The organism is Micromonospora haikouensis (assembly GCF_000876225.1).
Classification (GTDB): Bacteria; Actinomycetota; Actinomycetes; order Mycobacteriales; family Micromonosporaceae; genus Micromonospora; species Micromonospora haikouensis.
Map to the genome: position 1 here is coordinate 2,162,807 of NZ_JXSX01000001.1, position 25,607 is coordinate 2,188,413.

At 74.4% G+C, this 25,607-nt stretch carries 22 protein-coding genes and 2 pseudogenes; 21 read left to right on the top strand and 3 right to left on the bottom strand.

Annotated elements, in window-relative coordinates; genetic code table 11:
* Positions 1-19: 19 nt before the first annotated feature.
* Both TK50_RS09505 and TK50_RS09510 read right to left on the bottom strand, forming a co-directional pair.
* Positions 20-469, bottom strand: coding sequence for a ferritin-like domain-containing protein (locus TK50_RS09505; protein WP_043962408.1), 450 nt, complete (start codon positions 467-469; stop codon positions 20-22).
* Positions 466-972: a hypothetical protein gene (locus tag TK50_RS09510; RefSeq protein WP_199485990.1), complete on the bottom strand. Its 507-nt coding sequence runs from the start codon at positions 970-972 to the stop codon at positions 466-468. Before TK50_RS09510 ends, TK50_RS09505 begins: the two co-directional genes overlap by 4 nt.
* A gap of 173 nt (positions 973-1,145) precedes the next feature.
* Here TK50_RS09510 and rimP point away from each other — a divergent pair, with 173 nt between their 5' ends.
* The 18 genes and pseudogenes from rimP to TK50_RS09590 all read left to right on the top strand — a co-directional run bounded on the left by rimP (position 1,146) and on the right by TK50_RS09590 (position 19,942).
* On the top strand, positions 1,146-1,862 hold the full coding sequence (rimP, locus tag TK50_RS09515) for a ribosome maturation factor RimP (RefSeq protein WP_043962409.1): 717 nt from the start codon (positions 1,146-1,148) through the stop codon (positions 1,860-1,862).
* A complete protein-coding gene (gene nusA / locus TK50_RS09520) occupies positions 1,859-2,902 on the top strand; it encodes a transcription termination factor NusA (protein ID WP_043962410.1) in 1,044 nt (347 codons plus the stop codon). The genes rimP and nusA overlap by 4 nt, the downstream gene beginning before the upstream one ends.
* Before the next feature lie 16 nt (positions 2,903-2,918).
* Positions 2,919-3,251 (top strand): YlxR family protein, encoded by a 333-nt coding sequence (locus tag TK50_RS32875; RefSeq protein ID WP_077936697.1) that lies wholly within the window; start codon positions 2,919-2,921, stop codon positions 3,249-3,251.
* A 93-nt stretch (positions 3,252-3,344) separates the two neighbouring features.
* Positions 3,345-6,368, top strand: a complete 3,024-nt coding sequence (gene infB / locus TK50_RS09525) for a translation initiation factor IF-2 (RefSeq protein ID WP_043962411.1) — start codon at positions 3,345-3,347, stop codon at positions 6,366-6,368.
* Between the two features lie 90 nt (positions 6,369-6,458).
* Positions 6,459-6,752 (top strand): DUF503 domain-containing protein, encoded by a 294-nt coding sequence (locus tag TK50_RS09530; RefSeq protein WP_043962412.1) that lies wholly within the window; start codon positions 6,459-6,461, stop codon positions 6,750-6,752.
* 135 nt (positions 6,753-6,887) lie between these two features.
* A complete protein-coding gene (gene rbfA, locus TK50_RS09535; RefSeq protein ID WP_043964178.1) occupies positions 6,888-7,391 on the top strand; it encodes a 30S ribosome-binding factor RbfA in 504 nt (167 codons plus the stop codon).
* Positions 7,388-8,428, top strand: coding sequence for a DHH family phosphoesterase (locus TK50_RS09540; protein ID WP_043962413.1), 1,041 nt, complete (start codon positions 7,388-7,390; stop codon positions 8,426-8,428). The genes rbfA and TK50_RS09540 overlap by 4 nt, the downstream gene beginning before the upstream one ends.
* Before the next feature lie 64 nt (positions 8,429-8,492).
* Positions 8,493-8,900: a hypothetical protein gene (locus TK50_RS09545; protein ID WP_043962414.1), complete on the top strand. Its 408-nt coding sequence runs from the start codon at positions 8,493-8,495 to the stop codon at positions 8,898-8,900.
* A complete protein-coding gene (locus TK50_RS09550; RefSeq protein WP_176734147.1) occupies positions 8,900-9,109 on the top strand; it encodes a DUF6186 family protein in 210 nt (69 codons plus the stop codon). The genes TK50_RS09545 and TK50_RS09550 overlap by 1 nt, the downstream gene beginning before the upstream one ends.
* A gap of 815 nt (positions 9,110-9,924) precedes the next feature.
* Positions 9,925-10,488 (top strand): annotated as a pseudogene (locus TK50_RS35695) (MATE family efflux transporter); the annotation flags it as partial.
* Between the two features lie 183 nt (positions 10,489-10,671).
* Positions 10,672-11,436, top strand: a pseudogene (locus TK50_RS35700) (MATE family efflux transporter); the annotation flags it as partial.
* 81 nt (positions 11,437-11,517) lie between these two features.
* Entirely contained in the window at positions 11,518-12,402 is an 885-nt protein-coding gene (gene truB / locus TK50_RS09560) for a tRNA pseudouridine(55) synthase TruB (protein WP_043962416.1), read from the top strand.
* Positions 12,403-12,486: 84 nt separating this feature from the next.
* Entirely contained in the window at positions 12,487-13,422 is a 936-nt protein-coding gene (locus TK50_RS09565; RefSeq protein WP_043962417.1) for a bifunctional riboflavin kinase/FAD synthetase, read from the top strand.
* A 512-nt stretch (positions 13,423-13,934) separates the two neighbouring features.
* Positions 13,935-14,204: a 30S ribosomal protein S15 gene (gene rpsO / locus TK50_RS09570; protein WP_043962418.1), complete on the top strand. Its 270-nt coding sequence runs from the start codon at positions 13,935-13,937 to the stop codon at positions 14,202-14,204.
* A gap of 411 nt (positions 14,205-14,615) precedes the next feature.
* Positions 14,616-16,997, top strand: a complete 2,382-nt coding sequence (locus TK50_RS09575; RefSeq protein WP_043962419.1) for a polyribonucleotide nucleotidyltransferase — start codon at positions 14,616-14,618, stop codon at positions 16,995-16,997.
* A gap of 129 nt (positions 16,998-17,126) precedes the next feature.
* Entirely contained in the window at positions 17,127-18,497 is a 1,371-nt protein-coding gene (locus tag TK50_RS09580) for a M16 family metallopeptidase (protein WP_043962420.1), read from the top strand.
* A gap of 97 nt (positions 18,498-18,594) precedes the next feature.
* Positions 18,595-19,362 (top strand): 4-hydroxy-tetrahydrodipicolinate reductase, encoded by a 768-nt coding sequence (gene dapB / locus TK50_RS09585; protein WP_043964180.1) that lies wholly within the window; start codon positions 18,595-18,597, stop codon positions 19,360-19,362.
* A gap of 97 nt (positions 19,363-19,459) precedes the next feature.
* A complete protein-coding gene (locus tag TK50_RS09590; protein ID WP_043962421.1) occupies positions 19,460-19,942 on the top strand; it encodes a GNAT family N-acetyltransferase in 483 nt (160 codons plus the stop codon).
* On the opposite strand, the gene TK50_RS09595 is transcribed toward TK50_RS09590, so the two are convergent.
* A complete protein-coding gene (locus TK50_RS09595) occupies positions 19,923-22,037 on the bottom strand; it encodes an amylo-alpha-1,6-glucosidase (RefSeq protein WP_144420199.1) in 2,115 nt (704 codons plus the stop codon). The two genes, TK50_RS09590 and TK50_RS09595, sit on opposite strands and share 20 nt — an antisense overlap.
* A gap of 121 nt (positions 22,038-22,158) precedes the next feature.
* On the opposite strand from TK50_RS09595, the gene TK50_RS09600 reads away from it, so the two are divergent.
* The 3 genes from TK50_RS09600 (at position 22,159) to TK50_RS09610 (ending at position 25,606) form a co-directional block, all read left to right on the top strand.
* Positions 22,159-23,187 (top strand): LacI family DNA-binding transcriptional regulator, encoded by a 1,029-nt coding sequence (locus TK50_RS09600; protein WP_043962422.1) that lies wholly within the window; start codon positions 22,159-22,161, stop codon positions 23,185-23,187.
* Between the two features lie 24 nt (positions 23,188-23,211).
* Entirely contained in the window at positions 23,212-24,456 is a 1,245-nt protein-coding gene (locus tag TK50_RS09605; protein WP_043962423.1) for a sugar ABC transporter substrate-binding protein, read from the top strand.
* 70 nt (positions 24,457-24,526) lie between these two features.
* Positions 24,527-25,606 carry a carbohydrate ABC transporter permease gene (locus tag TK50_RS09610; RefSeq protein ID WP_043962424.1) on the top strand — a complete coding sequence of 360 codons (1,080 nt, stop codon included), beginning with the start codon at positions 24,527-24,529 and terminating at the stop codon, positions 25,604-25,606.
* Position 25,607: the final 1 nt, after the last annotated feature.

Below are 25,607 nucleotides of genomic sequence, written 5' to 3' on the forward strand. Positions count from 1 at the left end.
GCGGTCCCGGTCAGCGCGGTCAGGTGGGGCGGCCGGGGAAGGCCACGGTGACGGGAGTCACCCCGGCGGTGCGCCGCCACCGGGTGGCCCGGACCGCGCAGTCGGTCAACGCCGCGAGGGCCCGGTTGCGGTCCTCGCCCGTGGTGTGCGGCAGCGCCGCGCGCCAGAAGGCGGCGGTGCGTTCCTCCACCTCCACCGCCAGCCGTAGCGCGCTCGCGGTGTCGGTGACGGGGAACGGCAGCGTGTATCCGGCCTTGTCGGCGGGGACGGTGCCGCCGGCCGCGCTGAGCTGGAGCACCAGCGCGTCCCGCCGGGACCGGTGCGCCGCCTCGGCGCGGCGGGCGGCCGTGCGGGCGGCGTCGGCGAGGCGTACCCCGATCACCCCGTACGCCCAGACCGCGGCGTACTCGGCGGTGAGCGCGCCGCCCAGGGCCTCGGCCGGGCCGGACGGTGCCTGGCGGTGTCTCACTTCAGCGCCTCCACGTGGGTCGCCCGCGCGGCGGCGATCGAGCCCACCAGGGCGGCCCGGTCGGCCGGGGCCTCGGCACAGAGCTTCGCGGCCGCCTCGCGCCCGCCCTGCTCGGCCTCGCGCAACGCGGCCAGCACCGCCGCCCGGTCGCCGCCGGTGGTGGCCTCCGGCGACGGCCCCGGCGAGGCCGCCGGGCGGCCCGTCAGCTTCGCCAGTTCGGCGGCGTGCGCCTCGTGGGCGTCGGCGATCGGGGTGAGCAGCGGGGCCAGGCCCGGGTCGGCGGCCAGGGCGGCGCGGTGCCGGGCGGCCAGCTCGCGGGCCTGCGTGGCGAGGGGTTCGAGCGGGTCGGGGGCCTGGTCCCGCCGGTCGCCCCGGTCGAGAAGGTCACAGCCGGTCAGCGGCGCGACGGCCCCGCCGAGCGCCAGGAGCGCGCCCGCGCGCAGGAGGTTTCGCCGGGAATGCCCGAGTGCTCGGTCGTGCGGTGTCGTTCTGCGCCTTGCCACCGGACAAGTCAACACCATCGGAGCGGACACGTGGGTCAGGGGCGTCGGTGCGCCGCCCGGCCCGCCGTGCCGCAGGCGCGTTACGCTCTGCGCAGCCACCGGCGCGTCTGCCCCGGTGGCGTGCCGGCATGGCGTCCCGACCGGGCGTCGTCGTTCACGAAGGGGTGCGCCAGATGACGCAACGGGGCCGTACCACCAGGTCGACGGGGCCGACGGGGAGACCCCGGCGCACCGACGGCCCTCGTGGTGGTGACCGCGTCGGCGGCCCCCGGGTGGACCTCGCCGCGCGGCGGTCGCGGTTGCGCGCGGTGATCGAGCCGGTGGTCAACGGGGCCGGGTACGACCTGGAGGACGTCTCCGTCTCCCGGGCCGGCCGCCGGCACGTGGTGCGGGTGATCGTCGACGCCGACGGCGGGATCAGCCTGGACGCCGTCGCCGACGTCTCCCGGGCCGTCTCCGCCGCGCTCGACGCGGCCGAGGAGTCCGGCGGCGACATCCTGGCGGGCGAATACCAGCTGGAGGTCAGCTCCCCCGGGGTGGACCGCCCGCTCACCCTGCCCCGGCACTGGCGGCGCAACGTCGGCCGGCTGGTGAAGGTGACGGTCCGGGCCCCGCTGCCCGGGCAGCGCGCCGAGCAGCCCGCCGGCGACCGGCAGGTCACCGGCCGGGTGGTCGAGGCCGACGACGAGCGCGTGGTGCTGGAGACCGACTCCGGCCGCGCGGAGTTCGCCCACGCCGAGCTCGGCCCCGGCCGGGTGCAGGTGGAGTTCCACCGCCTCGACGAGGTGGCCGACGACGAGCTCGACGAGGTCGCCGACGACGAGTCCGGCGACAGCTCAGACATTGACGACATCGACGACGAAGATGATGTGGAGGACGAGGAGAGGTGAACATCGACCTCGCGGCGCTGCGCGCACTCGAGCGCGAGCGGGAGATCCCGTTCGACACGATCCTCGCGGCGATCGAGACCGCGCTGCTGACCGCCTACCGGCACACCGACGGGGCCGAGCCGCACGCCCGGGTCGAGATCGACCGCAAGACCGGCGCGGCCCTGGTCTACGCCCAGGAGCTGGACGACGACGGCACGGTGGTGCGGGAGTGGGACGACACCCCGCACGACTTCGGCCGGATCGCGGCCATGACCGCCAAGCAGGTGATCCTCCAGCGGCTGCGGGAGGCCACCGACGAGGTGCACTTCGGCGAGTACGTCGGCCGCGACGGCGACCTGGTCACCGGCGTGGTGCAGGCGCACGAGGCGCGCAGCGAGAAGGGCATCGTCAGCGTCGACCTGGGCAAGCTGGAGGGCGTGCTGCCGCAGTCGGAGCAGGTCCCCGGCGAGCGGTACGCCCACGGCGAGCGGATCCGCTGCGTCGTGGTGCACGTCGCCAAGGGCATGCGCGGCCCCCAGATCACCCTGTCCCGGTCCCACCCGGCGCTGGTGAAGAAGCTGTTCGCCCTGGAGGTGCCGGAGATCGCCGACGGCACCGTGGAGATCGGGGCCATCGCCCGGGAGGCCGGCCACCGCACGAAGATCGCGGTGCGTTCCACCACGCCGGGCGTCAACGCCAAGGGCGCCTGCATCGGCCCGATGGGGCAGCGGGTCCGCGCCGTCATGAGCGAGCTGCACGGCGAGAAGATCGACATCATCGACTGGTCGGACGATCCGGCGACCTTCGTCGGCAACGCGCTCTCGCCGGCCAAGGCGCTGCGGGTCGAGGTGGTCGACCTGGCCACCCGGACGGCCCGGGTGACCGTGCCGGACTTCCAGCTCTCCCTCGCGATCGGCCGGGAGGGGCAGAATGCCCGGCTTGCCGCCCGATTGACCGGTTGGCGGATCGACATCCGCTCGGACGCGGAGCAGGCGACGACGGCCGCGCGGGGCGGGGCTGATCACGTCCGGGAGCCGGGCGGCGCGATCTCGGGCAGCTAGGGGTAGACTTCTTCCAGTGGTACGACGCGCGCTGCCGGAGCGCACCTGTGTGGGCTGCCGGCGACGTGCGCCGGCCAGCGAATTGCTGCGGATCGTCGCGGTCGGCGACGAGGCTGGTCACAGCCTCCGGCCCGATCCGGCTCGCAGGCTGCCGGGTCGGGGAGCGAACATGCACCCGGATCCGGCCTGCTTCGCGCTGGCAGTGCGCCGCCGTGCCTTCGGGCGCGCGCTGCGCGTCACCGGGGTCGTCGACCACGGTGTGCTGGCCGAGCACGTCGATGCGCCAACCACTACGTCCGGTCATCCCGACCGGGCGAGGGTCGCTAGCAAGGTAGGACGACCGACATGAGCACACGATGAAGTCCCTGAAATGACCAGGCTTCAAGTGCAGGAGTGAGGTCGCTGCGGGTGCTGCCCGCACGACCTCGGAGTGAGGAGTGCAGTGGCAGGTAAGGCCCGCGTACACGAGCTTGCCAAGGAGCTCGGGGTCGAAAGCAAGACAGTTCTCGCCAAGCTGAAGGAAATGGGCGAGTTCGTGAAGTCCGCGTCCAGCACCGTCGAGGCGCCCGTCGCCCGTCGGCTGCGCAACGCCTTCGTCGCCTCCGCCGGCTCGCCGGCGCCGTCCGCCCCTCCGGCGGCCACCCAGAGCCCGACGTCGACCCCGACTCCGACGCCGTCCCCGACCCCGGGTGCCCCCCGGGTCACGGCGAAGCCGATGCCGCCCCGGCGGCCCGGCCCGCCGACCCCCGGACCGAAGCCCAAGGGCCCGGTCCCCGGCCCGCCGCAGACGGCGACCCCGGTCGCCAAGCCGGCGAGTGCCCACGACATCGAGGTGGCCGCCGCCGAGGCGCGCGCCGCCGCGCTGAAGGCCGAGCAGGAGGCCGCGGTCAAGGCCGCCCAGGCCGCCCGCCAGCAGCAGCGTGAGAACGTTCGCCGGGAGCCTCCGGCGGAGGGCGGTCCCCGTCCCGGCCCGCGTCCCGGTCCGGGCGCGATGCCGCCCCGCCCGGGTTCCCCGGCCGCCGGTCGCCCCGGTGGCCCGGGTCAGGGCCAGGGCCCCGGCGCCCGGCCGGGCGGTCGTCCGCCGGCGCGCGGCGCCGGTAACAACCCGTTCGGCATCCAGGGCGGTCAGCAGCAGCAGCGGCCCCCGGCCGCCGGTGCCGGCGGCCCCCGGCCCAGCCCGGCGGGGATGCCGCCGCGGCCCAGCCCGGCCTCCATGCCGCCCCGGCCGAGCCCGGCGTCCATGCCGAGCCAGCGTCCCGGCCGCCCCGGTGGCCCTGGTGGCCCTGGCGCGGGTCGTCCCGGCGGTGGCGGCGGTGCCGGTCGTCCCGGTGGCGGTGGCGGCTTCCGCGGCGGTCCCGGTGGCGGCGGCGGTGGCGGTGGCTACCGTGGCGGTCCCGGTGGCGGCGGCGGTGGCGGTGGCTACCGTGGCGGTCCCGGTGGCGGCGGCGGTGCCCCCGGCGCCGGTGGCGGTTTCCGGCCGGGTGGCCCGGCCGGCGGCGGTGGCCGTCCGGGTGGTGGCGGTCGCGGCCGTGGCGGTGGCGCCGCGGGTGCCTTCGGGCGTCCGGGTGGCAAGCCGACGCGGGGTCGCAAGTCCAAGAAGCAGCGCAGACAGGAGTTCGACAACCTGTCGGCCCCGACCATGAGCTCGGGTGCCCCCCGGGGTCAGGGTCAGGTCGTCCGGCTCTCCCGTGGCGCCTCGCTGTCGGACTTCGCCGACAAGATCAACGCCAACCCGGGTTCGCTGGTCCAGGAGATGTTCAACCTGGGCGAGATGGTCACCGCGACCCAGTCCTGCTCCGACGAGACCCTGCTGCTGCTGGGTGAGCACCTCGGCTTCGACGTGCAGATCGTCAGCCCGGAGGACGAGGACCGCGAGCTGCTCGCGCAGTTCAACATCGACCTCGACGCCGAGGTCGCGGAGGACCGCCTGGTCAGCCGTGCGCCGGTCGTGACCGTCATGGGTCACGTCGACCACGGTAAGACCAAGCTGCTCGACGCGATCCGCAAGGCGAACGTGGTCGCTGGTGAGGCCGGTGGCATCACCCAGCACATCGGCGCCTACCAGGTCCACGTCCCGCACGAGGGCGAGGACCGGGCGGTCACCTTCATCGACACCCCGGGTCACGAGGCGTTCACCGCCATGCGTGCCCGTGGTGCCCAGGTCACGGACATCGTGGTCCTGGTGGTGGCGGCCGACGACGGCGTGATGCCGCAGACCATCGAGGCGCTCAACCACGCCAAGGCGGCGGACGTGCCGATCGTGGTGGCGGTCAACAAGGTCGACAAGCCGGAGGCCAACCCCGACAAGGTCCGCCAGCAGCTGACCGAGTACGGGCTGGTCGCCGAGGAGTACGGCGGCGACACCATGTTCGTCAACGTGGCCGCGAAGCCGGGCATCGGCATCGACGACCTGCTTGAGGCCGTCCTGCTCACCGCCGACGCGTCGCTGGAGCTGACCGCTCCGATCGACGGGCCGGCGCAGGGTGTGGCCATCGAGGCACACCTGGACAAGGGCCGGGGCGCGGTCGCGACGGTGCTGGTGCAGAAGGGCACCCTGCGGGCGGGCGACTCGATCGTCGCCGGTGGGGCGCACGGCCGGGTCCGGGCGATGCTCGACGAGAACGGCAACCAGGTCGCCGAGGCGGGCCCCGCCCGTCCGGTGCTGGTGCTCGGTCTCACCGCGGTCCCCGGGGCGGGCGACACCTTCCTCGCGGCGGCCGACGACCGCACGGTGCGGCAGATCGCCGAGCAGCGGCAGGCACGACGGCGGGCGGCGTCCTTCGCCAACTCCCGCGGCCGGGCCACGCTCGAGACGCTCATGGAGCAGCTCAAGGAGGGCGAGAAGACCTCGCTCAACCTGGTGCTCAAGGGCGACGTCTCCGGTTCCGTGGAGGCGCTCGAGGACGCGCTGTTCAACCTCGACATCCCCGAGGAGGTCCAGCTCCGGATCATCCACCGGGGCGTGGGCGCGATCACCGAGAGCGACGTCATGCTCGCGAGCGCCTCGTCCGAGGCGGTCACGATCATCGGCTTCAACGTGCGGGCCGCCAACAAGGTCCGCGAGATGGCCGACCGCGAGGGCGTGGAGATCCGGTACTACACCGTCATCTACCAGGCCATCGAGGAGATCGACGCCGCGCTCAAGGGGCTGCTCAAGCCGGAGTACGAGGAGGTCGAGCTGGGCAGCGCGGAGATCCGCGACGTGTTCCGCTCGTCCAAGGTCGGCAACATCTCCGGCTGTATCGTCCGGTCGGGCATTATCCGCCGCAACGCCAAGGCGCGGCTGCTGCGGGACGGGTCGGTCGTGGCGGACAACCTCACGATCAGCTCCCTCAAGCGGTTCAAGGACGACGCGACGGAGGTCCGCGAGGGCTTCGAGTGTGGTCTGACGCTGGGCGGTTACAACAACGTCCAGGTCGGCGACGTCATCGAGACCTTCGAGATGCGGGAGAAGCCGCGCGCCTGACGCGTCCGACGCACTGATCGAGGGGTTTACGCCCGCAACGGCGTAAACCCCTTGATCATGCGGGGGTCACCGCGGGTATCGTCCGGGGCGATGTTCACCGGAACCGTGGTCTTCGACCTGCTGCTGCCGGGCGACTCCCGGTCGCTCAAAACCAAGAGATCCTACGTACGGCCGATCGTGGCGGCGCTGCGCCGCTTCGAGGTGTCGGCCGCCGAGGTGGGGGCGCTCGACCTGCACGGTCGGGCGGAGATAGCCGTGGCCGTGGTGGCCGCGGAGGGCGCGCACGTGCGCGAGGTGCTCGACTCCTGCGAGCGCCTCGTGGCGGGCCGCCCGGAGGTCGAGCTGCTGTCGGTCCGCCGACGCCTGTACGGCGACGACGACTGACCGTGCGGCGGTGCCGCCCTGCACCGGCGGTCGGCCCGATCGCGAAGGTAATGTTCGAACTGTTGGCCGGTCGGATCCGGCGGTGCCCCGCGCCGCCGGCCCGACCGGGAGTCCGACGCCGTGGAGGTGGGCGAGATGACGGATCCGGCCAAGGTACGCCGGCACGCGGAGCGCATTCGCGAACTGGTCGCGTCGGTGGTGCGGAGTCAGATCAAGGACCCGCGGCTCGGCATGATCACCATCACCGACGCCCGGATCACCGCCGATCTGCGCGACGCCACGGTGTTCTACACCGTCCTCGGTGACGCGGCGGCCCAGTCCAGCACGGCGGCGGCGCTGGAGAGCGCCAAGGGGATGCTGCGCAGCACGGTCGGCAAGGCCCTCGGGCTGCGCCACTCGCCGAGCCTGACGTTCGTCCTCGACGACGTGCAGGACCAGGTCAAGCAGATCGACGACCTGCTCGCGGCGGCCCGCCACGCCGACGCCGAGGTGCAGCGCCTCGCCGCCCGGGCCACGTACGCGGGCGACGCCCAGCCGTACCGGCTCGACGAGGACTCCGACGAGGCCGACGGCGAGGCCGACGAGGTCGCTGGCTCCGCCGCCGACTCCGACGCACCGCGCGGCGCGGACCGGCCGTGACCGACCCGGCGGCCGGCGCGGCCGGCACCGGGCCCGGGGAGGCCGACTGGGCGGCGGCCGTGGCGGCCGTACGCGACCTGCCGGCCGACGCGCAGGTCCAGCTGATCTGCCACGTCAACCCCGACGGCGACGCGCTGGGCAGCATGCTCGGCTTCGGGCTGGGGCTGCGCCAGCTCGGCGTACGCCAGCTCCGGGCGACCTTCCCCGGCCCGCCGGAGGTGCCGGAGCCGTTCCGCGCGCTGCCGGGCCTCGACCTGCTGGTCCCCGAGGAGGACGCGTACCCCGCGCCGGACCTGGTCGTCTGCTTCGACGCGGCGAGCGAGTCGCGGCTCGGCGGCCTGGTCGACCGGCTCGCCACGGCCGGCACGGCGCTGGTGCTCGACCACCACGCGTCGAACACCCGGTTCGGCGGGATCAACCTCGTCGACCCCCGGGCCGCGGCCACCTCCGTGGTGGCCGAGGAGCTGCTGGCCCGCCTCGGGGTGCGGCTGGACGCGGGGATCGCCGAGGGCCTCTACGTCGCCCTGACCACCGACACCGGGTCGTTCCGGTTCGAGGCGACCACCCCGGCGGTGCACGAGCTGGCGGCGCGGCTGCTGGCCACCGGCATCCGCCCCGGCGACATCTCCCGCCGGGTCTTCGACACCCGACCCTTCGGGGCGGTGCGGCTCTTCGGCGAGGTGATGTGCCGGGCCCGCCTGGAGCCCACGGCGGCCGGGGGCAACGGCCTGGTCTGGACGTACGCCACGCTCGACGACCTGGCCCGGCACGACCAGCGACCGTACGTGCTGGAGGCCCTGATCGACTCGGTGCGGTGCACCGCCGAGGCGGACGTGAGCTGCGTGGTCAAGCAGGTCCGCCCCGACGAGTGGGCCGTCTCGATGCGCAGCAAGGGCGCGGTGGACGTCAGCCGGGTCGCGGTCGCCCTCGGCGGCGGCGGTCACACGTTCGCGGCCGGCTTCACCGGCCGGGGCAGCGCCGACGACGTGGTGGCCAGCATCCGCGCCGAGCTGGACAAGGCGCTGATCGAGGCGTAGATCAGGGACGACTCCGGGGGGTGTCGGCCTTCCTGCGCTGCGTGATGGCGGGGAGAATCGGGGGATGGAGCACCCGAGCGAGCTCTCCGTCGCGGAGACCCGGGCGTGGGAGCGCCCCGTGGTCACCGTGCCGGTGCTGGTCTGTCTCTCCCTGGTCGGTGGGCAACTGCCCTCGTTCTCCGCCTCGGCGAACCTCTACACCCTCGGCACCGGGGGAGCGTTGATCTGGCTGGGCCTGGGCAACCGGGTGCCGCGCCGGCCGGCGCCGCGCCGGCTCGGCGCGGGGGCGGTCTGGTGGGTGCTTCCGGTGGCTGTGTTCGGCGTCTTCGAGGGGGTCACCTTCGTGCTGGCCGTCGGCGACGAGTTCCCCACCTTCTCCCGGCTGGCCGACCCCCTGCTGGAGGACGAGCTGGTCCGCTCCGCGGCCTGGTTCGCCTGGCTGGCCGCGTTCTGGGGGCTGGTGCGGCGATGATGCGGGCCCTCGCCATCGGCGGCTTCCTCACCGCCCTGGCGCTCTTCGCCGCCGTCGAGTGGGCGGCCCGCCGCCCGGGCTCGCGCATCCCGTCGCTGGCCGACGTCTGCGCCTACGTCATGCGATACGAGGTGGGCCCCGTCCCCGTCGGCCGGATCGGCCTGTTCGGCTTCTGGTGGTGGCTCGGCTGGCACTTCCTCGCCCGCTGACCGGGTGCCGACCGTGGGCCCCCGGTGGCCGGTGCGGGTGCCCGGCCGGCACCTCGCGGGCAGCCCTCGTCGCGTCCAGATGGCGGGAACAGTGGGCAGCATGTGGACCTGAACGATAACTTGGGAATCGATCGGTGCCGTGGCTGCGGCGCTGGTCCGCAGGCGGTGGCGTCGCACCCGACGCCGTCTCCCCCCAGGGTCGGACCGACCCGGGCGCACGCGTCCAGACCGGCCGCTCCGGTGATCCCGGGCCGCCGACGGGCGTCCAGCACGACCGGCCGTCGGGCCACCGTGTCCCCGTGACCCGCATCCCTGGAGGGAATCACCATGCCCAGCAAGCCCAAGCCCGAGAACACCGACGAGGCGCGCGAGCAGGCCCGCCGCGCGCTCCAGACGTCGATGGACACCCGTCAGTGACCCACGTCGACCGGCGGTGATGCCGCCGACGCCCCGCGCCGTCGGCATCACCGCCCGACCGGTCCCGCCCGACCGGTACGCCCCCTGAGCCCTCGCCCCGGCTGCCCTCGTCGGTCATGCGGCGATCCTGGTCGTCGGCAGCTCCGGTGCCGGCAGGAGCCCCCTGGACCGTGCGGTCGCCCGGCTGCCCGCGCCCGCGCCGTGCGCGCCGTGCCCGCGCCACCTCGAAGATCGCGCTCGATGCCGGAAAGAGTGGTGTCCGCTCGACGTCGAGGACACTCTTTCCCTGTTCGAGGGTGATCGCCTCGGTGACCACTCCGCCGAAGACGGCCGTGAGCTTCGAGTAAGGGGCCGTTGTTCTTGCAGCCCTTACCTGGGCCATGCCAGGATCGGCCTCGATGACTCAACCCGCCCCTGCCTCCGCCCCGCCCGCCGTCGCCTCGCCGCGCCGGATCGCCGTGCTGGCCCTGCCCGCGCTCGTGGTGCTCGCCGCCGAGCCGCTCTACGTGCTGGTCGACACGGCGGTCATCGGCCACCTGGGCCGGGTACCGCTGGCCGCGCTCGCCGTCTCCGGCACCGTGCTGACCCTGATCGCCTGGCTGGGCACCGTCCTGGCGTACGGGATCACCGGACGGGCCGCCCGCCGCTTCGGCGCCGGTGACCGCCCCGCCGCCGTCGCCGAGGGGGTGCAGGCGTCCTGGCTCGCGCTCGCGGTCGGGGTGCTGGTCGCCGCCGGCATGCAGTTCGGCGCGGGTGCGCTGGCCGAGGCGCTGGCCGGTCCCGGGGAGGTCGCCGACGCGGCGGCGCGGTGGCTGCGGGTCGCCGCGCTCGGCGCGCCCGGCCTGCTGCTCGCCGCCGCCGGCAACGGCTGGCTGCGCGGTGTGCAGGACACCCGCCGGCCACTGTGGTTCGTGCTCGGCCCCAACCTGCTCTCCGCGGTGCTCTGCGTCGTGCTGGTCTATCCGGTCGGCTGGGGGCTGACCGGCTCGCTGGTGGCGAACGCGCTGACGCAGACCCTCTCCGGCGGCCTGCTCGCCGCCGCCGGCCACGGCTGGCTGCGCGGGGTGCAGGACACCCGCCGGCCACTGTGGTTCGTGCTCGGCGCCAACCTGCTCTCCGCGGGGCTCTGAGGCGGGCTGGGGTGTCCGGTCGGCTGGGGGCTGCCCGGCTCGGCGGTGGCGAACGCGCTGGCGCAGACCCTCTCCGGCGGCCTGTTCGCCGCCGCCCTGGCCCGCGAGCGGGTGGCCCTGCGGCCCCGCCTGCGGGTGATCCGCCAGCAACTGCTGCTCAGCCGGGACCTGCTGGTGCGGGGCGTCGCCTTCCAGGCGAGTTTCCTGTCCGCCACCGCCGTGGCCGCCCGGTTCGGGGCGGCGGCCGTCGGCGGGCACCAGATCGCCGTACAACTGTGGTTCTTCACCGCCCTGGTGCTCGACGCCCTCGCGATCGCCGCGCAGGCGCTGGTCGGGGCGGCCCTCGGGGCCGGCGACGCCGCCGTCGCCCGGGCCCTGGCCCGCCGGATGGCGCTGCTCGGCGCGGTCTGTGGCGTGGCGTTCGCGGTGCTCATCGCCGCCGGGGCCGGCGTCGTGCCCGGCCTGTTCAGCTCCGACGACCAGGTACGCGGGCAGGCCGCGGTCGCCTGGCCGTGGCTGGTGGCGTTGCAGCCGATCGGCGGCGTGGTGTTCGCCCTCGACGGGGTGCTGATCGGCGCGGGTGACGTGCGCTACCTGCGCAACCTCACGATCGTCGCCGCGCTCGGCGGGTTCCTGCCGGCGATCTGGCTGGCGTACGCGTTCGACCTGGGTCTCGGCGGCATCTGGGCCGGGCTGACGCTGTTCGTGCTGCTCCGGCTGGCGGCCCTGCTGCTGCGACTGCGCTCCGGCGGCTGGGCGGTCGTCGGCGCCGTGCGGTAGGCACCCTTCCCACCACAGGGAAAGCCGTATCGGGCCGTGCGGTGACGGAGGGCGTGACCCCGTCTGGCAGGCTTGGCGGTCGTGAGCGCAGACGGTCTGATCGTGGTCGACAAGCCCGGCGGCATGACGTCGCACGACGTGGTGGCGCGGATCCGTCGCCTGGCGCGGACCCGGCGGGTCGGGCACGGCGGCACCCTCGACCCGATGGCCACCGGCGTGCTGGTGATCGGGGTCGGCCGGGCCACCCGGCTGCTGACGTACGTGATCGGCGCCGGGAAGAGCTACGCCGCCACCGTGCGGCTCGGGCAGGCCACCGTGACCGACGACGCCGAGGGGGACGTGATCACCGTCACGCCGGCCGACGCCGTCGCCGACGAGGCGGTCCGGGCGGCGTTCGCCGCGCTCACCGGCGACATCGACCAGGTGCCGAGCGCGGTGAGCGCCATCAAGATCAACGGCGAGCGGGCGTACAAGCGGGTGCGCGACGGCGAGAGCGTCGACCTGCCCGCCCGCCGGGTCACCGTCAGCCGCCTCGACGTGCTGGCCGTCCGCCGGGACACGCCCGGCGTGGTGGACGTGGACATCGACGTGACCTGCTCGTCCGGCACGTACATCCGGGCACTGGCCCGGGACGCGGGCCTGGCGCTCGGGGTCGGCGGCCACCTCACCGCGCTGCGCCGTACGGCCGTCGGAGGTTTCGCCCTCGGCGAGGCCGCGACCCTCGACGAGCTGGAGCGGCGCGCCCCCGAGGTGGTGAACCTGCCCCTCGACGCGGCGGCCGACCGGTTCTTTCCGCGCCGGGAGGCCACCGCCGACGAGGCGAAGGTGCTCTCCCACGGCGGCCCGCTCGACCCGGTCGGGATCGCCGGGCCGTACGCCGTCTTCGGCCCCGACGGCGCTTTGATCGCTATCGTCAGCGAGCGGGACGGTCGGGCGCGCGCGGAGATCGTGCTCGCCCCGGCGTGACGGCGGGGACAGGTGACCGCCGGCCCCGGCCGGCGGGGTACGACCGGCCGAGGCCGGCAGGGGCAACGACAGGGGAGGAGCGTCATGCAGCGGTGGCGGGGGTACGACGCCACGCCCGACGGCTGGGGCAGTTCGGTCGTCACCATCGGCGTCTTCGACGGCGTGCACAGGGGCCACCAGGCGACGATCGGGCACACCGTGGCCCGCGCCCGTGAGCTGGGGGTGCGGTCGGTGGTGGTGACGTTCGACCCCCATCCGGCCGAGGTGGTCCGCCCCGGCTCGCATCCGGCGGTGCTCACCGAGCTGACCCGCAAGGCCGAGCTGATCGAGGCGTTGGGCGTGGACGTGCTCTGCGTGGTGCCGTTCACGCCGGAGTTCTCCCGGCTGCCCGCCGACGCGTTCGTGCACGACATCCTGGTCGAGCACCTGCACGCCACCCTCGTGGTGGTGGGGCAGAACTTCCGGTTCGGGCACCGGGCGGCCGGCGACGTGGCGCTGCTGGAGGAGCTCGGCCGGACGTTCGGCTTCGCCGTCGAGGACGCGCCGCTGGTCGCCCAGGACGACACCGTCTTCTCGTCCACGTACATCCGGGCCCGCATCGACGCCGGCGACGTCGCCGCGGCGGCGGCCGCGCTCGGCCGTCCGCACCGGCTGGAGGGGGTCGTGGTCCTGGGCGACCAGCGCGGCCGGGAGCTGGGCTTCCCGACGGCCAACCTGCTCTGCCACCCGCACGCGGCCGTGCCCGCCGACGGCGTCTACGCCGGCTGGTTCCTGCGCAAGGACGGCCGGGAGCGGATGCCCGCCGCGATCTCGGTGGGGACCAACCCGACGTTCTCCGGCCGGGACCGGCGGGTCGAGGCGCACGTGCTGGACTTCTCCGGCGACCTGTACGGCGAGCGGGTGGCCCTGGACTTCACCGAGCACGTGCGCGGCCAGGTGCGGTTCGACGGGGTGGAGCCGCTGATCGCCCAGATGAACCAGGACGTGGCGCGGATCCGCCGGATGTTGGGCATCGCCTGACCGCCAGGCCGGGTCGGCCCAGCGGCCGGTTGGCGGCGTGCCCCATCGGTCGGGCCGCCGCCATGCCTCCGGGTGTGGCACCGCCACGGCGCGCGGGGTGCCGCCACGGCGCGCGGGCAGCCGCCGCCATGTCGGCGACATGGCGGCTTCCCGCCGCCGGGATACCCCCATGTCGCCGACATGGCGTGCGGGCAGCTCGCGGGCAAGCCAGCCAGGCGTGGCGCGCCGGCAACTCGCCGACGTGGCGCGCGAGCGGCTCGCCGGCCAGCGGAAGCGCCCGCCGGGCCCGCCAAGGCCCGCCCGCCAAGGCCCGCCAAGGCCGGCCGCCGGGCCCGCCCGGCTGGCCTTGGCGGGCGGTTCCGCGCGGGGCTGGTAGGCTGGCGGGGACGTCGGCTGACCGACGTGGGGCCTCGCGTGCCTGCACGACGCCGCGGGAGCGAGGAGCCGGTCCGTTTCCGGTCCCCTGACCGATCCGACGGACATCACCGAACAACCCACGAAACAGGGAGAACATGGCGCTCGACCAGGAAGCCAAGGCCAAGATCCGCGCGGAGTACGCGACCGCCGAGGGCGACACCGGCTCGCCGGAGGTGCAGGTCGCGGTCCTCACCAAGCGGATCGCCGAGCTCACCGAGCACCTGAAGGTGCACAAGCACGACCACCACAGCCGCCGTGGGCTGCTGCTGCTGGTCGGCCGCCGCCGTCGGCTGCTCAACTACGTCCAGAAGAAGGACATCAACCGCTACCGGTCGCTCATCGAGCGGCTCGGCCTGCGCCGATGACGTCACGGGGGAGCGGCCCGCGCGGGTCGCTCCCCCGTTCGGCGTCCACCACCTGAACGCCCGTTCGGCGTCCGGGATCGGGCGGAACAGGCCGTCGGGCCGGAGGGAAGGTCCGGAAGGGGCCACCTCCCGGTGACCGAAGGAACGGCCCTCACGGTGTGAGGGCACTGAAGAACAACCGGGCACGAAGAACAACGGGCACGAAGAACGGCCCTCAGGGTCTGAGGGCACGAAGGAACAACAGGGGCCGCGCGACCACCCGACAGGGAGCCGGTCAGCGTACCGGTCTCCGGTAGTGGCCCCCGGGAGCCCCGGCAGTTGCCGGCACCCCGGGCGCTTCGATCGAAGACCGGCCGTCTGAGCAGCTCCCCGCGTCGCGGACCCCCCGATGCGAAGGAGCACCACCGCACTATGACCGAGCACAACCTCGGCACCGAGTCCCGCACCGCCGTGATCGACAACGGGTCCTTCGGCACCCGCGAGATCACCTTCTCCACCGGCCGGCTGGCCCGCCAGGCCGCCGGCTCCGTCGTCGCCCAGCTCGGCGAGACGGTCGTCCTGTCCGCCACCACCGCCGGCAAGCAGCCGAAGGAGCAGTTCGACTTCTTCCCGCTGACCGTCGACGTCGAGGAGCGGATGTACGCCGCGGGCCGGATCCCCGGCTCGTTCTTCCGCCGTGAGGGCCGGCCCAGCGAGGACGCGATCCTCACCTGCCGGCTGATCGACCGGCCGCTGCGCCCGTCGTTCGTCAAGGGCCTGCGCAACGAGGTCCAGGTCGTCGAGACCGTCCTCGCGCTCGACCCGCAGCACCCGTACGACGTGGTCGCGATCAACGCCGCGTCGATGTCGACCAAGCTCTCCGGCCTGCCGTTCTCCGGCCCGATCGGGGCGACCCGGGTCGCGCACGTCGACGGCCAGTGGGTGGCCTTCCCGACCCTGGAGGAGCTGGCCCGGGCCACCTTCGACATGGTCGTGGCCGGCCGCACCCTCGCCGACGGCGAGGTCGCGATCATGATGGTCGAGGCCGAGGCGACCCCGCACGCCGTGACCCTGATCGCGGGCGGCGCCACCGCGCCGACCGAGGAGGTCGTCGCCAGCGGCCTGGAGGCCGCCAAGCCGGCCATCCGCGAGCTGTGCCGCGCGCAGAGCGAGCTGGCCGAGGTGGCCGCCAAGCCGGTCGCCGAGTTCCCGGTCTTCCTCGACTACCAGCCCGACGTCTACGACGCGGTGGCCGACGTGGCCCGCGCCGAGGTCGCCGAGGCCCTCAAGATCGCCGGCAAGGCCGACCGCGAGGAGGCCCTGGACCGGATCAAGGCCAAGGTCGCCGAGGAGCTGGGCGGCCGTTTCGAGGGCCGGGAGAAGGAGCTGTCCGCCGCGTTCCGGTCGCTGACCAAGTCCGAGGTCCGTAACCGGGTGCTGCGCGAGCAGGTCCGGATCGACGGCCGGGGCCCGCGCGACATCCGCCCGCTGACCGCCGAGGTCGGCGTCCTGCCCCGCGTGCACGGCTCGGCGCTGTTCGAGCGCGGCGAGACCCAGATCCTGGGCGTGACCACCCTCAACATGCTGCGCATGGAGCAGATGGTGGACACCCTCTCGCCGGAGAACCGCAAGCGTTACATGCACAACTACAACTTCCCGCCGTACTCGACCGGTGAGACCGGCCGGGTCGGCTCGCCGAAGCGGCGCGAGATCGGCCACGGCGCGCTCGCCGAGCGGGCGCTGATCCCGGTGCTGCCCTCGCGCGAGGAGTTCCCGTACGCCATCCGGCAGGTCTCGGAGGCGCTCGGCTCCAACGGCTCTACCTCGATGGGCTCGGTCTGCGCCTCGACGCTGGGCCTGCTCTCGGCCGGTGTGCCGCTGAAGGCGCCGGTGGCCGGCATCGCCATGGGCCTCATCTCCGACGAGGTCGAGGGCAAGACGCGGTACGTGACGCTGACCGACATCCTCGGTGCCGAGGACGCGTTCGGCGACATGGACTTCAAGGTCGCCGGCACGCCGGAGTTCGTCACCGCCCTCCAGCTCGACACCAAGCTCGACGGCATCCCGTCGGACGTGCTGGCCGCCGCGCTGCAGCAGGCGTACGAGGCCCGGCAGACCATCCTCGAGGTGATGCAGCGGGCCATCGAGGCACCGGCCGAGATGTCGGAGTACGCGCCGCGGGTCACCACCGTCAAGATCCCGGTCGACAAGATCGGCATGGTGATCGGCCCGAAGGGCCAGACGATCAACGCCATCCAGGACGAGACCGGCGCCGAGATCTCCATCGAGGACGACGGCACCATCTACGTCGGCGCGACCAACGGCCCGTCGGCCCAGGCCGCCGTCGACCGGATCAACGGGATCGCCAACCCGACCCTGCCGAAGGCGGGGGAGCGGTTCCTGGGCACGGTGGTCAAGACCGCCGCGTTCGGCGCGTTCATCTCGCTGCTGCCGGGCCGCGACGGCCTGCTGCACATCTCCAAGGTGGGCGACGGCAAGCGGGTCGACAAGGTCGAGGACTTCCTCAACGTCGGCGACAAGGTCGAGGTGGAGATCGCGGACATCGACGCCCGCGGCAAGATCTACCTGGACAAGGTCCGCCCGGAGGGCGCCGAGGCGCCGGCCGCCACCGGCGAGGTCGCCGGCGACGAGCGTCCGGCCGGCCGGGGCGGCGACCGGGGCCCGCGTGACCGCGGGGACCGCGAGCGCGGCGACCGGGGCGGTCGTGGTCCGGGCGGCGGCGAGCGCGGCCAGGGCGGCGGCGAGGGTGGCGAGGGCGGCGAGCGTCCGCGCCGCCGGACCCGGCACAGCTGACGTTCCCACCACCGCCGGCCGCCCGTCCCGGGCGGCCGGCGGCACCGCACCACCCACCCCTCGTCGAACTGAGAGCAGGTTTCCGTGAGCCGGGCCCAGCGCGCGTCTTTCCCTGCGGGTCGACGGGGGGTGGCCCCGTCCGGGGCCGTCCGGCACGCCGCCGGGGGGCAGCCCGGGCGGGCCGGCGGGTCGGCCCGCGCGGTCACCCGCACGCTGAGTGACGACCCGCTGGGCGGGACGGTACGCCGTACCGTGCTGCCCAGCGGGTTGCGCGTGCTCACCGAGGCGATCCCCGCGATGCGCAGCGTGTCGTTCGGCATCTGGGTGTCCGTCGGCTCCCGTGACGAGACCGGCCCCCAGGCGGGTGCCGCGCACTTCCTGGAGCACCTGCTCTTCAAGGGCACCCACAAGCGCACCGCCCTGGAGATCTCCGCCGAGATCGAGGCGGTGGGCGGCGAGACGAACGCCTTCACCACGAAGGAATACACCTGCTACTACGCCCGCGTGCTGGACGAGGACCTGCCGCTGGCCATCGACGTCATGTGCGACGCGGTCGCCGACTCGCTCCTGGAGCCGGCCGACGTGGAGACCGAGCGCGGCGTCATCCTCGAAGAGATCGCCATGCACGACGACGAGCCCGGCGACGAGGTGCACGACCTGTTCACCCGCGCCGTCTACGGCGACCACCCCCTCGGCCGGCTGATCTCCGGCACGGAGGAGACGGTCACCCCGATGACCCGCCGGCAGATCCAGGACTTCTACCGCCGCCACTACACCGCGCCGCAGATCGTGGTCGCCGCCGCCGGCAACCTTGACCACGCGGTCGTGGTCCGGCTGGTCCGCGAGGCGCTCGCCGGCACCCCGCTGGACACCGGCCCGGCGGCGCCGGCCCCGCACCGGTCGGCCACCCCGGCGGTACGCGTGCAGCCCGCGGCCACCCTGGTCGAGCCGAAGGAGACCGAGCAGGCGCACGTCATCCTCGGCTGCCCCGGCATCGACCGCGTCGACGGGCGGCGCTTCGCCCTCGGGGTGCTCAACAACGTCCTCGGCGGCGGCATGTCCAGCCGCCTGTTCCAGGAGATCCGGGAGCGGCGCGGCCTGGCGTACTCGGTCTACTCCTACGCCAGCCAGTACGCCGACAGCGGCGTGTTCGCCGTGTACGCCGGCTGCGCCCCCGGCAAGGTCGACGAGGTGCTGGAGCTGACCCGCGCCCAGCTGCGCCGGGTGGCCGCCGACGGGCTGACGGAGGCCGAGGTGGCCCGGGGCAAGGGGATGAGCAAGGGCTCGTTCGTGCTGGGCTTGGAGGACACCGGCTCCCGGATGAGCCGGCTGGCCAAGGGCGAGCTGCTCTACGGCGACCTGATGCCGGTGGACGAGCTGCTGGCCCGCGTCGACGCGGTGACCGTGGCCGACGTGAACACCCTCGCCGCCGAGCTGCTGGCCCAGCCGATGTCCCTGGCCGTCGTCGGCCCGTTCGGCGAGCGCGACTTCTCCGCCTGACCGGCAGCCCGGCCCGTCGCGGCGGCGTCGGCGTCCGGCCGTGGGACGGCCGGCGACCGGCCCGGTGCGGCCGGTGCGGCTGGGATAGGTTGTGGCCGTGACTGACGAGCAGGGGAAGGGCCCGCAGGGGCCGATCCGGGTCGCCGTGCTGGGTGCCCGGGGCCGGATGGGCGTCGAGGTGTGCCGGGCCGTCGAGGCGGCCGCCGACATGGAGCTGGTGGCGGCGCTCGACCAGGGCGACGACCTGTCCGCCGCCGCCGGGGCCGAGGTGGCAGTCGACTTCACCACCCCCGACGTCGTGATGGACAACCTGCGCTGGTGCGTCGAGGCGGGCGTGCACGCCGTGGTCGGCACCACCGGTTTCACCGGGCGGCGGCTCGACCAGGTGCGCGACTGGCTGGCCGCCCGGCCGGAGGTGGGCGCGGTGATCGCCCCCAACTTCGGCATCGGCGCGGTGCTGATGATGCAGTTCGCGGAGCGGGCGGCCCGCCACTTCGAGTCCGTCGAGATCATCGAGCAGCACCACCCGCGCAAGCTGGACGCCCCCAGCGGCACCGCCACCCACACCGCCCGCCGGATCGCGCAGGCCCGCGCCGAGGCCGGTCTGGGCCCCGCCCCGGACGCCACGAAGGACGAGGTGCCGGGCGCGCGGGGGGCCGACATCGACGGGGTACGCGTGCACGCCGTCCGCGCCACCGGCCTGGTCGCCCACCAGGAGGTGCTGTTCGGCACGGCCGGCGAGACGCTGACCATCCGGCACGACTCGTACGACCGGGTGTCGTTCATGCCGGGCGTGCTGCTGGCGGTGCGCGCGGTGCGTACCCGCCCGGGCCTGACCATCGGCCTGGACCCGCTGCTCGACTGACGGGCGGCGCGCCCGCCGGGCCGGCACCGCGCGGGCGGGCCGGCCCCGGCGGGGAAAGCAGTCGCCGGCCGGCCGCGCCGCACCTAGGCTGCCCCGGGTGATCGACTCGAAGCTCCGCGACCGCGCCGGCCGGCACGTCACCCTGCGCCCGGTCGACGACGACAACTGGCGGGCCGTCGCCGACGTGGCGCCCCGCGACGACCAGCGCGCCTGGGTCTACCCGATGGCGGCCCGTTACCTGCTGACCAGCCTGCGCGGCGACGTGTGGACCTCCCTGGCCGTCTACGCCGACGACACGGTCGTCGGGCACGTCATGTGGGGCGTCGACGACGACGGCGCCCGCTGGATCGGCGGGATGGTCGTCGACGCCGCCGAGCAGGGCCGGGGGGTCGGGGCGGCCACGGTGGCGACCCTGGCGACGTGGCTGTGCGCCCAGCCCGGCTGCGCCGCCGTGCGCCTGTCGTACCACCCCGACAACCCGGCCGCGGCCATCCTCTATCCCCGCCTGGGCTTCGCCCCGACCGGCGAGCTGGAGGACGACGAGGTGGTCGCCGAGCTGGTCACCGCGCCGACCCCCTGACGCCCGCCTCGGCGGCGGCGCGGGGGGCGGGGACCGGGGTGGCGGTCAGGGCCGACGGGAGGCGGTCGACGGTGGCCTCGCCGGCGGCGGTGACCGTGACGTCGACCCGGTCGCCCGCGACGCGCAGGTTGCGCGCGGCGAGGGCGCCGAGCCCCGGGCCGGCGAGCGGGGCCAGGCGCACCCGGCCGGCCGGCACGTCGGGGTAGAGCCCGACGCCGGCCTGGAGCAGCAGCACCGCCGACGCGGCGGACCACGCCTGCGGCCGGCACGCCGCCGGATACGGCACGGGCCGCCCGAGCAGCTCCCGGTCGTCGCCGCCGTACAGCTCGGGCAGCCGGTGGTCGAACGCCTCGGCGGCGGCGAGTAGCCCGTCGGCCAGGCCGAGCGCCGCCGTGCGGTAGCCGGCCCGGGCCAGCCCGGCGAGCACGATCGCCGTGTCGTGGGTCCAGATCGACCCGCAGTGGTACGACAGCGGGCTGAACCCGGCGTCGCCGGTGGACATGGTGCGCAGCCCGAAGCCGCCGGCCAGGGCCTCGGTGGTGAGCAGCCGGGCCACCTGCGCCGACTCGTCGGCGGTGAGCAGCCCGGTGCCGAGCAGGTGGCCGATGTTGCTGGTCAGCGAGTCGACCGGGCGCTTGTCCCGGTCCAGCGCCAGCGCCGGCTGGGGGCCGTGCGGCCCGTCGACCCAGAAGGTGGCCCGGAACCGGTCGGCCAGCCGGGCCGCGTGTGCGCGCCACCGGTCCCCGCCGGGGCGGTCGAACGCGTCCAGCAGCGCCGCACCGGCGACCGCCGCCTCGTACGCGTAGCCCTGCACCTCGGCCAGGACGATCGGCGCCTGCGCCTGCCGGCCGTCGCGGAACCGGACGGCGTCGCCGGAGTCCTTCCAGCCCTGGTTGGCCAGGCCGTGGCCGGTGGTGTCGACGTACTCGACGAGGCCGTCGCCGTCGGCGTCGGCGTGCTCGCCGAGCCAGGCCAGCGCGGCCTCCAGGTGCGGCAGGAGCGGCTGCACCTGCTCGGCCGGCAGCCCCCAGCGCCAGGCGTCGTGCAGCAGCGCGACCCAGAGCATGGTGGCGTCGACGGTGCCGTAGTACGCCGGGGGCAGCCGCAGCCCCGCACCGGCGGCGAACTCGTGCCGGCGCAGCTCGTGCAGGATCTTGCCGGGGGCCTCGCCGGTGGCCGGGTCGACCCGCGTGCCCTGCCGCCGGGCCAGCACCCGCAGCGTGCCGGCGGCCAGCTCGGTGCCCAGCGGCAGCAGCATCCGGGCCGCCCACAGGCTGTCGCGCCCGAAGAGGGTGAGGAACCAGGGCACCCCGGCGGCGAGGAAGACGTCGCCGGGGTGGGCGGGCTCGGCCAGGCGCAGGGCGTGCAGGTCGTCCAGGGAGCGGTCGAGCAGGCGCACCAGCCGCCGGTCGTCGGCGGTGACCTCGGGGCGGGCCCAGGTGGGTGCGGCGGGCGGGGCGGTCACCACGGCGCGGGGGTCGTCGACGGCGAGCCGCCAGCGCAGCGTGACCGCGCCGCGCGGGGGCAGCTCGACCGGCCAGCTCAGCCGGGGCGTGGTGGCCCGGTCGCCGGTGGCGTCGACGGTCGCGCCCTCGCCGGTGACGGTGACGGTGGTGCCGCCGCCGGACCAGGCGAGGCGGCCGGGGCCGTCGGCCCGTGCCGCCAGCGGGTCGGCGGCGTCGCCGGACTTGACCAGCTCGATCGGGGCGAGGTCGCAGCCGAGGTCGACGCTGACGGTGGCCCGTACCCCGGTGGTGGCGGTGGAGACGACGTGGATCTCCTCGGCGAGGCCGGCGGGCGCGAGGCGGCGGACCCGGTCGACCCGGACGGTCGGGTCGGGCCCGGGGTCGCCGAGCCACCGGGCGAGGCCGGCGAAGCGGGCGGCGTGCGGGCCGACGGGCCCCCGGGCCAGCGCCTCGGGCTCGCGGTCGTCGACGCGCAGCTCGGCCCGGGACAGCACGCGGGCGTCGGCGTGGAAGACGCCCTGCACGCCGGACGGGCGGACCTGTCCGGCCGCGTCGCCCAGCGCGCTGGTCGGGGCGTGGACCAGCCCGACGAGGTCGTGCAGCAGGGGTTGCAGGCGGGGTGGGGTCACGGCGGGGCTCCAGTCTTGACAGATCGTCCGGGGCGGTGCAAGGTTCGAAACATTCCGGCAACTTGAACGATCTAATCCTGCCGGATCAACATTTGATCGTTCAAGACCGCAAGGGGGATTCATGTCGCAGAAGGTGACCATCTCCACTGTGGCCGAGCATGCCCGGGTGAGCCGACAGACGGTGTCCAACGTGCTCAACGCGCCGCACATCGTCCGCGAGGAGACCCGGCGTCGGGTGCAGGAGGCGATCACCGAACTCGGCTACCGCGCCAACCAGGCCGCCCGGCAGATGCGCACCGGCCGGTCCCGGCTCATCGCCGTCCGCATCGAGCCGACCCGGGACGGGATCAACGGCTCCGTGCTCGACCGGTTCCTGCACGGGCTCACCGAGACCGCCGAGAGCGCCGGCTACCGGGTCATGCTCTACACCGCCACCGACGCCCACCAGGAGATCGACGCCTTCGACGACCTGCTCGGCGCGTACGACCTGGACGCGTTCGTGCTCACCGGCACCGAGCGCGGCGACCCCCGTACCGCGTGGCTGGCCGGGCGGGACGTGCCGTTCGTGACGTTCGGCCGCCCGTGGGACGCGCCCGACCCGCACCCCTGGGTCGACGTCGACAACGCCGCCGGGACGGCCCAGGCCACCCGCCACCTGCTGGCCACCGGCCACCGGCGGATCGGCTACATCGGCTGGCCGCTGCCCACCTCGGCGGTCGGCGGCGAGCGCCGCTCCGGCTGGCACGAGACGCTGCGCGAGGCCGGCGTCGACCCCGGCGGGCTGGACCGCGAGACCGTCGACGGCATCGCCGAGGGCGAACGGACGATGCGCGAGCTGCTCGCCGCAGCCGAGCCGCCGACCGCCGTCGTCTGCGCCAGCGACTCCCTCGCCCTCGGCGCCCTCCAGGCGGTGCGCGGCAGCGCCGCGTACGCCCCGCCCGCCGGCCCCCCGACGCCCGGCGGTCCCGTCGCCGTCGTCGGCTTCGACGACACCCCCGTCGCCGCCGCCATCGGCCTCACCAGCGTCAGCCAGCCCCTCGGCGTGGCCGCCGCCCGCTGCGTCGACCTGCTCACCGGCGTGCTCGACGGGCAGCCCGTCGACTCCCCGGTGCTGCTCCAGCCCTCGCTGGTGCGACGCCAGACCGCGTGACCCCACCACCCCCAGGAGAGTGAGATGACAACCCGATCCCTGCGCCGCGCGACAGTCGCCGGCGTCGCCGCCGTGGCGCTGCTCGGCTCCGCCGCCTGCGGCAGCGGCTTCGACGACTCCACCGACGCCGCCCAGTCCACCGGCCCGGCCAGCCTCCAGATCCTGATCGGGTCCTCCGGCGACGCCGAGACGAAGGCGGTCCAGGCCGCCGCCGCGACGTGGGCCGCCGGCTCCGGCAACAGCGCCACCGTCACCCCGGCGCAGGACCTCACCCAGCAGCTCGGCCAGGCCCTCGCCGGCGGCAGCCCGCCCGACGTCTTCTACGTCGACGCCAGCCGGTTCGCCGACTACGCCAGCGTCGGCGCGCTGGAGCCCTACGGCGACCGGATCAGCAGCCCGGACGACTTCTACCCCAGCCTGCGCACCACGTTCACGTACGACGGCAAGCTCTACTGCGCGCCCAAGGACTTCTCCACCCTCGCGCTTCAGATCAACACGGACCTGTGGGCGAAGGCCGGGCTGACCGACGCCGACGTGCCGACCACCTGGGACCAGCTCACCGCCGCCGCCCGTAAGATCAAGGCCAAGGGCCTGGTGCCGCTGGCCCTCGGCGACACCCGGGACCGGATCGGCGCGTTCCTCGTGCAGAACGGCGGCTGGCTGGTCAGCCCCGACGGCAAGCAGGCCACCGCCGACACCCCGGAGAACCTGGCCGCCCTCCAGTACGTGCGGACGATGCTGGACGAGGGCCTGGCCCGGTACCCGAAGCAGCTCGACGCCGGCTGGTCCGGCGAGGCGTTCGGCAAGGGCAAGGCTGTCATGACCATCGAGGGCAACTGGATCAAGGGTGCCCTGCAGAACGACTTCCCCGACGTGAAGTACCGCGTCGTCGAGCTGCCCGCCGGCCCCAAGGGCAAGGGGACGCTCTCCTTCACCCAGTGCTGGGGCGTCGCCGCCAAGAGCCGGTACAAGGAGCAGGCGATCAAGTTCGTCGAGGCGATGACCGCCGGCGACCAGCAGATGACGTTCGCCAAGGCGTTCGGCGTGATGCCGTCCCGGCAGTCCGTGCGCGACCAGTACACGGCCGCCTTCCCGGCCGACAAGCCGTTCGTCGACGGCGCGCAGTACGCCCAGGGCCCGGTGAACGCGCCGAAGATGGACAGCGTCCTCGGCGACCTCGACACCGGCCTGCAGGGGCTGGCCAACGGCGACCCGAAGGCCGTCCTCGCCCGCTTCGACGCCAACGCCAAGGCGGCGCTCGCCGGCTGAGGTGCAAGGAAGGGCCCCCTATTAACCGTATGCGTTAACAAGGGGCCCTTCCTTCCAGGGAGGAGGGAAGATGGGCAACCGCGTCGCGCGCGGCGTCCGGAGCAACGAGAACCTCGCCGGGTGGCTCTTCGTCGCCCCGGTGGTCGTCATCCTCGGCCTGTTCCTGCTGCTGCCGATCCTGATGGCGCTCTGGGTGAGCCTCACCGACTGGAACGGCCAGGGCAGCCCGTTCACCGGTCGGGTCCCGTTCGTCGGGGCCGACAACTACACCCGGCTGTTCGCCGAGGAGGGGCTGGCCCGCCGCGACTTCATGACCAGCCTGCGCAACAACGCCTACTACGTGGCGATCGTGGTGCCGACCCAGACGGCGCTGGCGCTCGGGCTCGCCCTCGTCGTCAACAACCGGATGCTGCGGGGTCGGGGATTCTTCCGCACCGCGTTCTACTTCCCCTCGGTGACCAGCTCGGTGGCGATCAGCGTGGTCTTCCTGTTCCTGTTCGCCAACTCCGGCGCGGTCAACGCCCTGCTCGGCATGCTCGGCATCCGGGGGCCGCAGTGGTTCGCTGACTCCCGGGGCGTGCTGCACCTGCTGCTCGGCGCGGTCGGCGTGGACGCGCCGCCGGCCGCGCTCGCCGCCGGCGGGCCGTTCGGGCTGAGCTGGTGGGACTGGCTGTCCGGGCCGAGCGTCGCCATGGTCTCGATCATCACGCTGGTCGTCTGGACCACCTCCGGCACGTTCATGCTGATGTTCCTCGCCGCGCTCCAGAACGTCCCGGTGGCCCTCGACGAGGCCAGCACCCTCGACGGGGCCGGCCGCTGGCAGCGCTTCCGGCACGTCACCCTGCCGATGATCAAGCCGACCACGTTCCTCGTGCTCACCCTCGGCCTGATCGGCTCCTGGCAGGTCTTCGACCAGGTGTACGTGATGAGCCAGGGCGAGCCGGCCAAGACCACGCTCACCCCCGCGTACCTGTCGTACCGCACCGCGTTCCGGGACTTCGACTACGGCTCCGGCGCGGCCATCTCCTTCGTGCTGTTCCTGATCATCATCGCGCTCACCCTGCTCCAGCGCCGGCTGATGGCCGACCGGGAGCCCGCCGCGCCCCGCCGCGGCCGGTGGTGGCGTCGACGCGTACCGGAAGGGGGTTGAG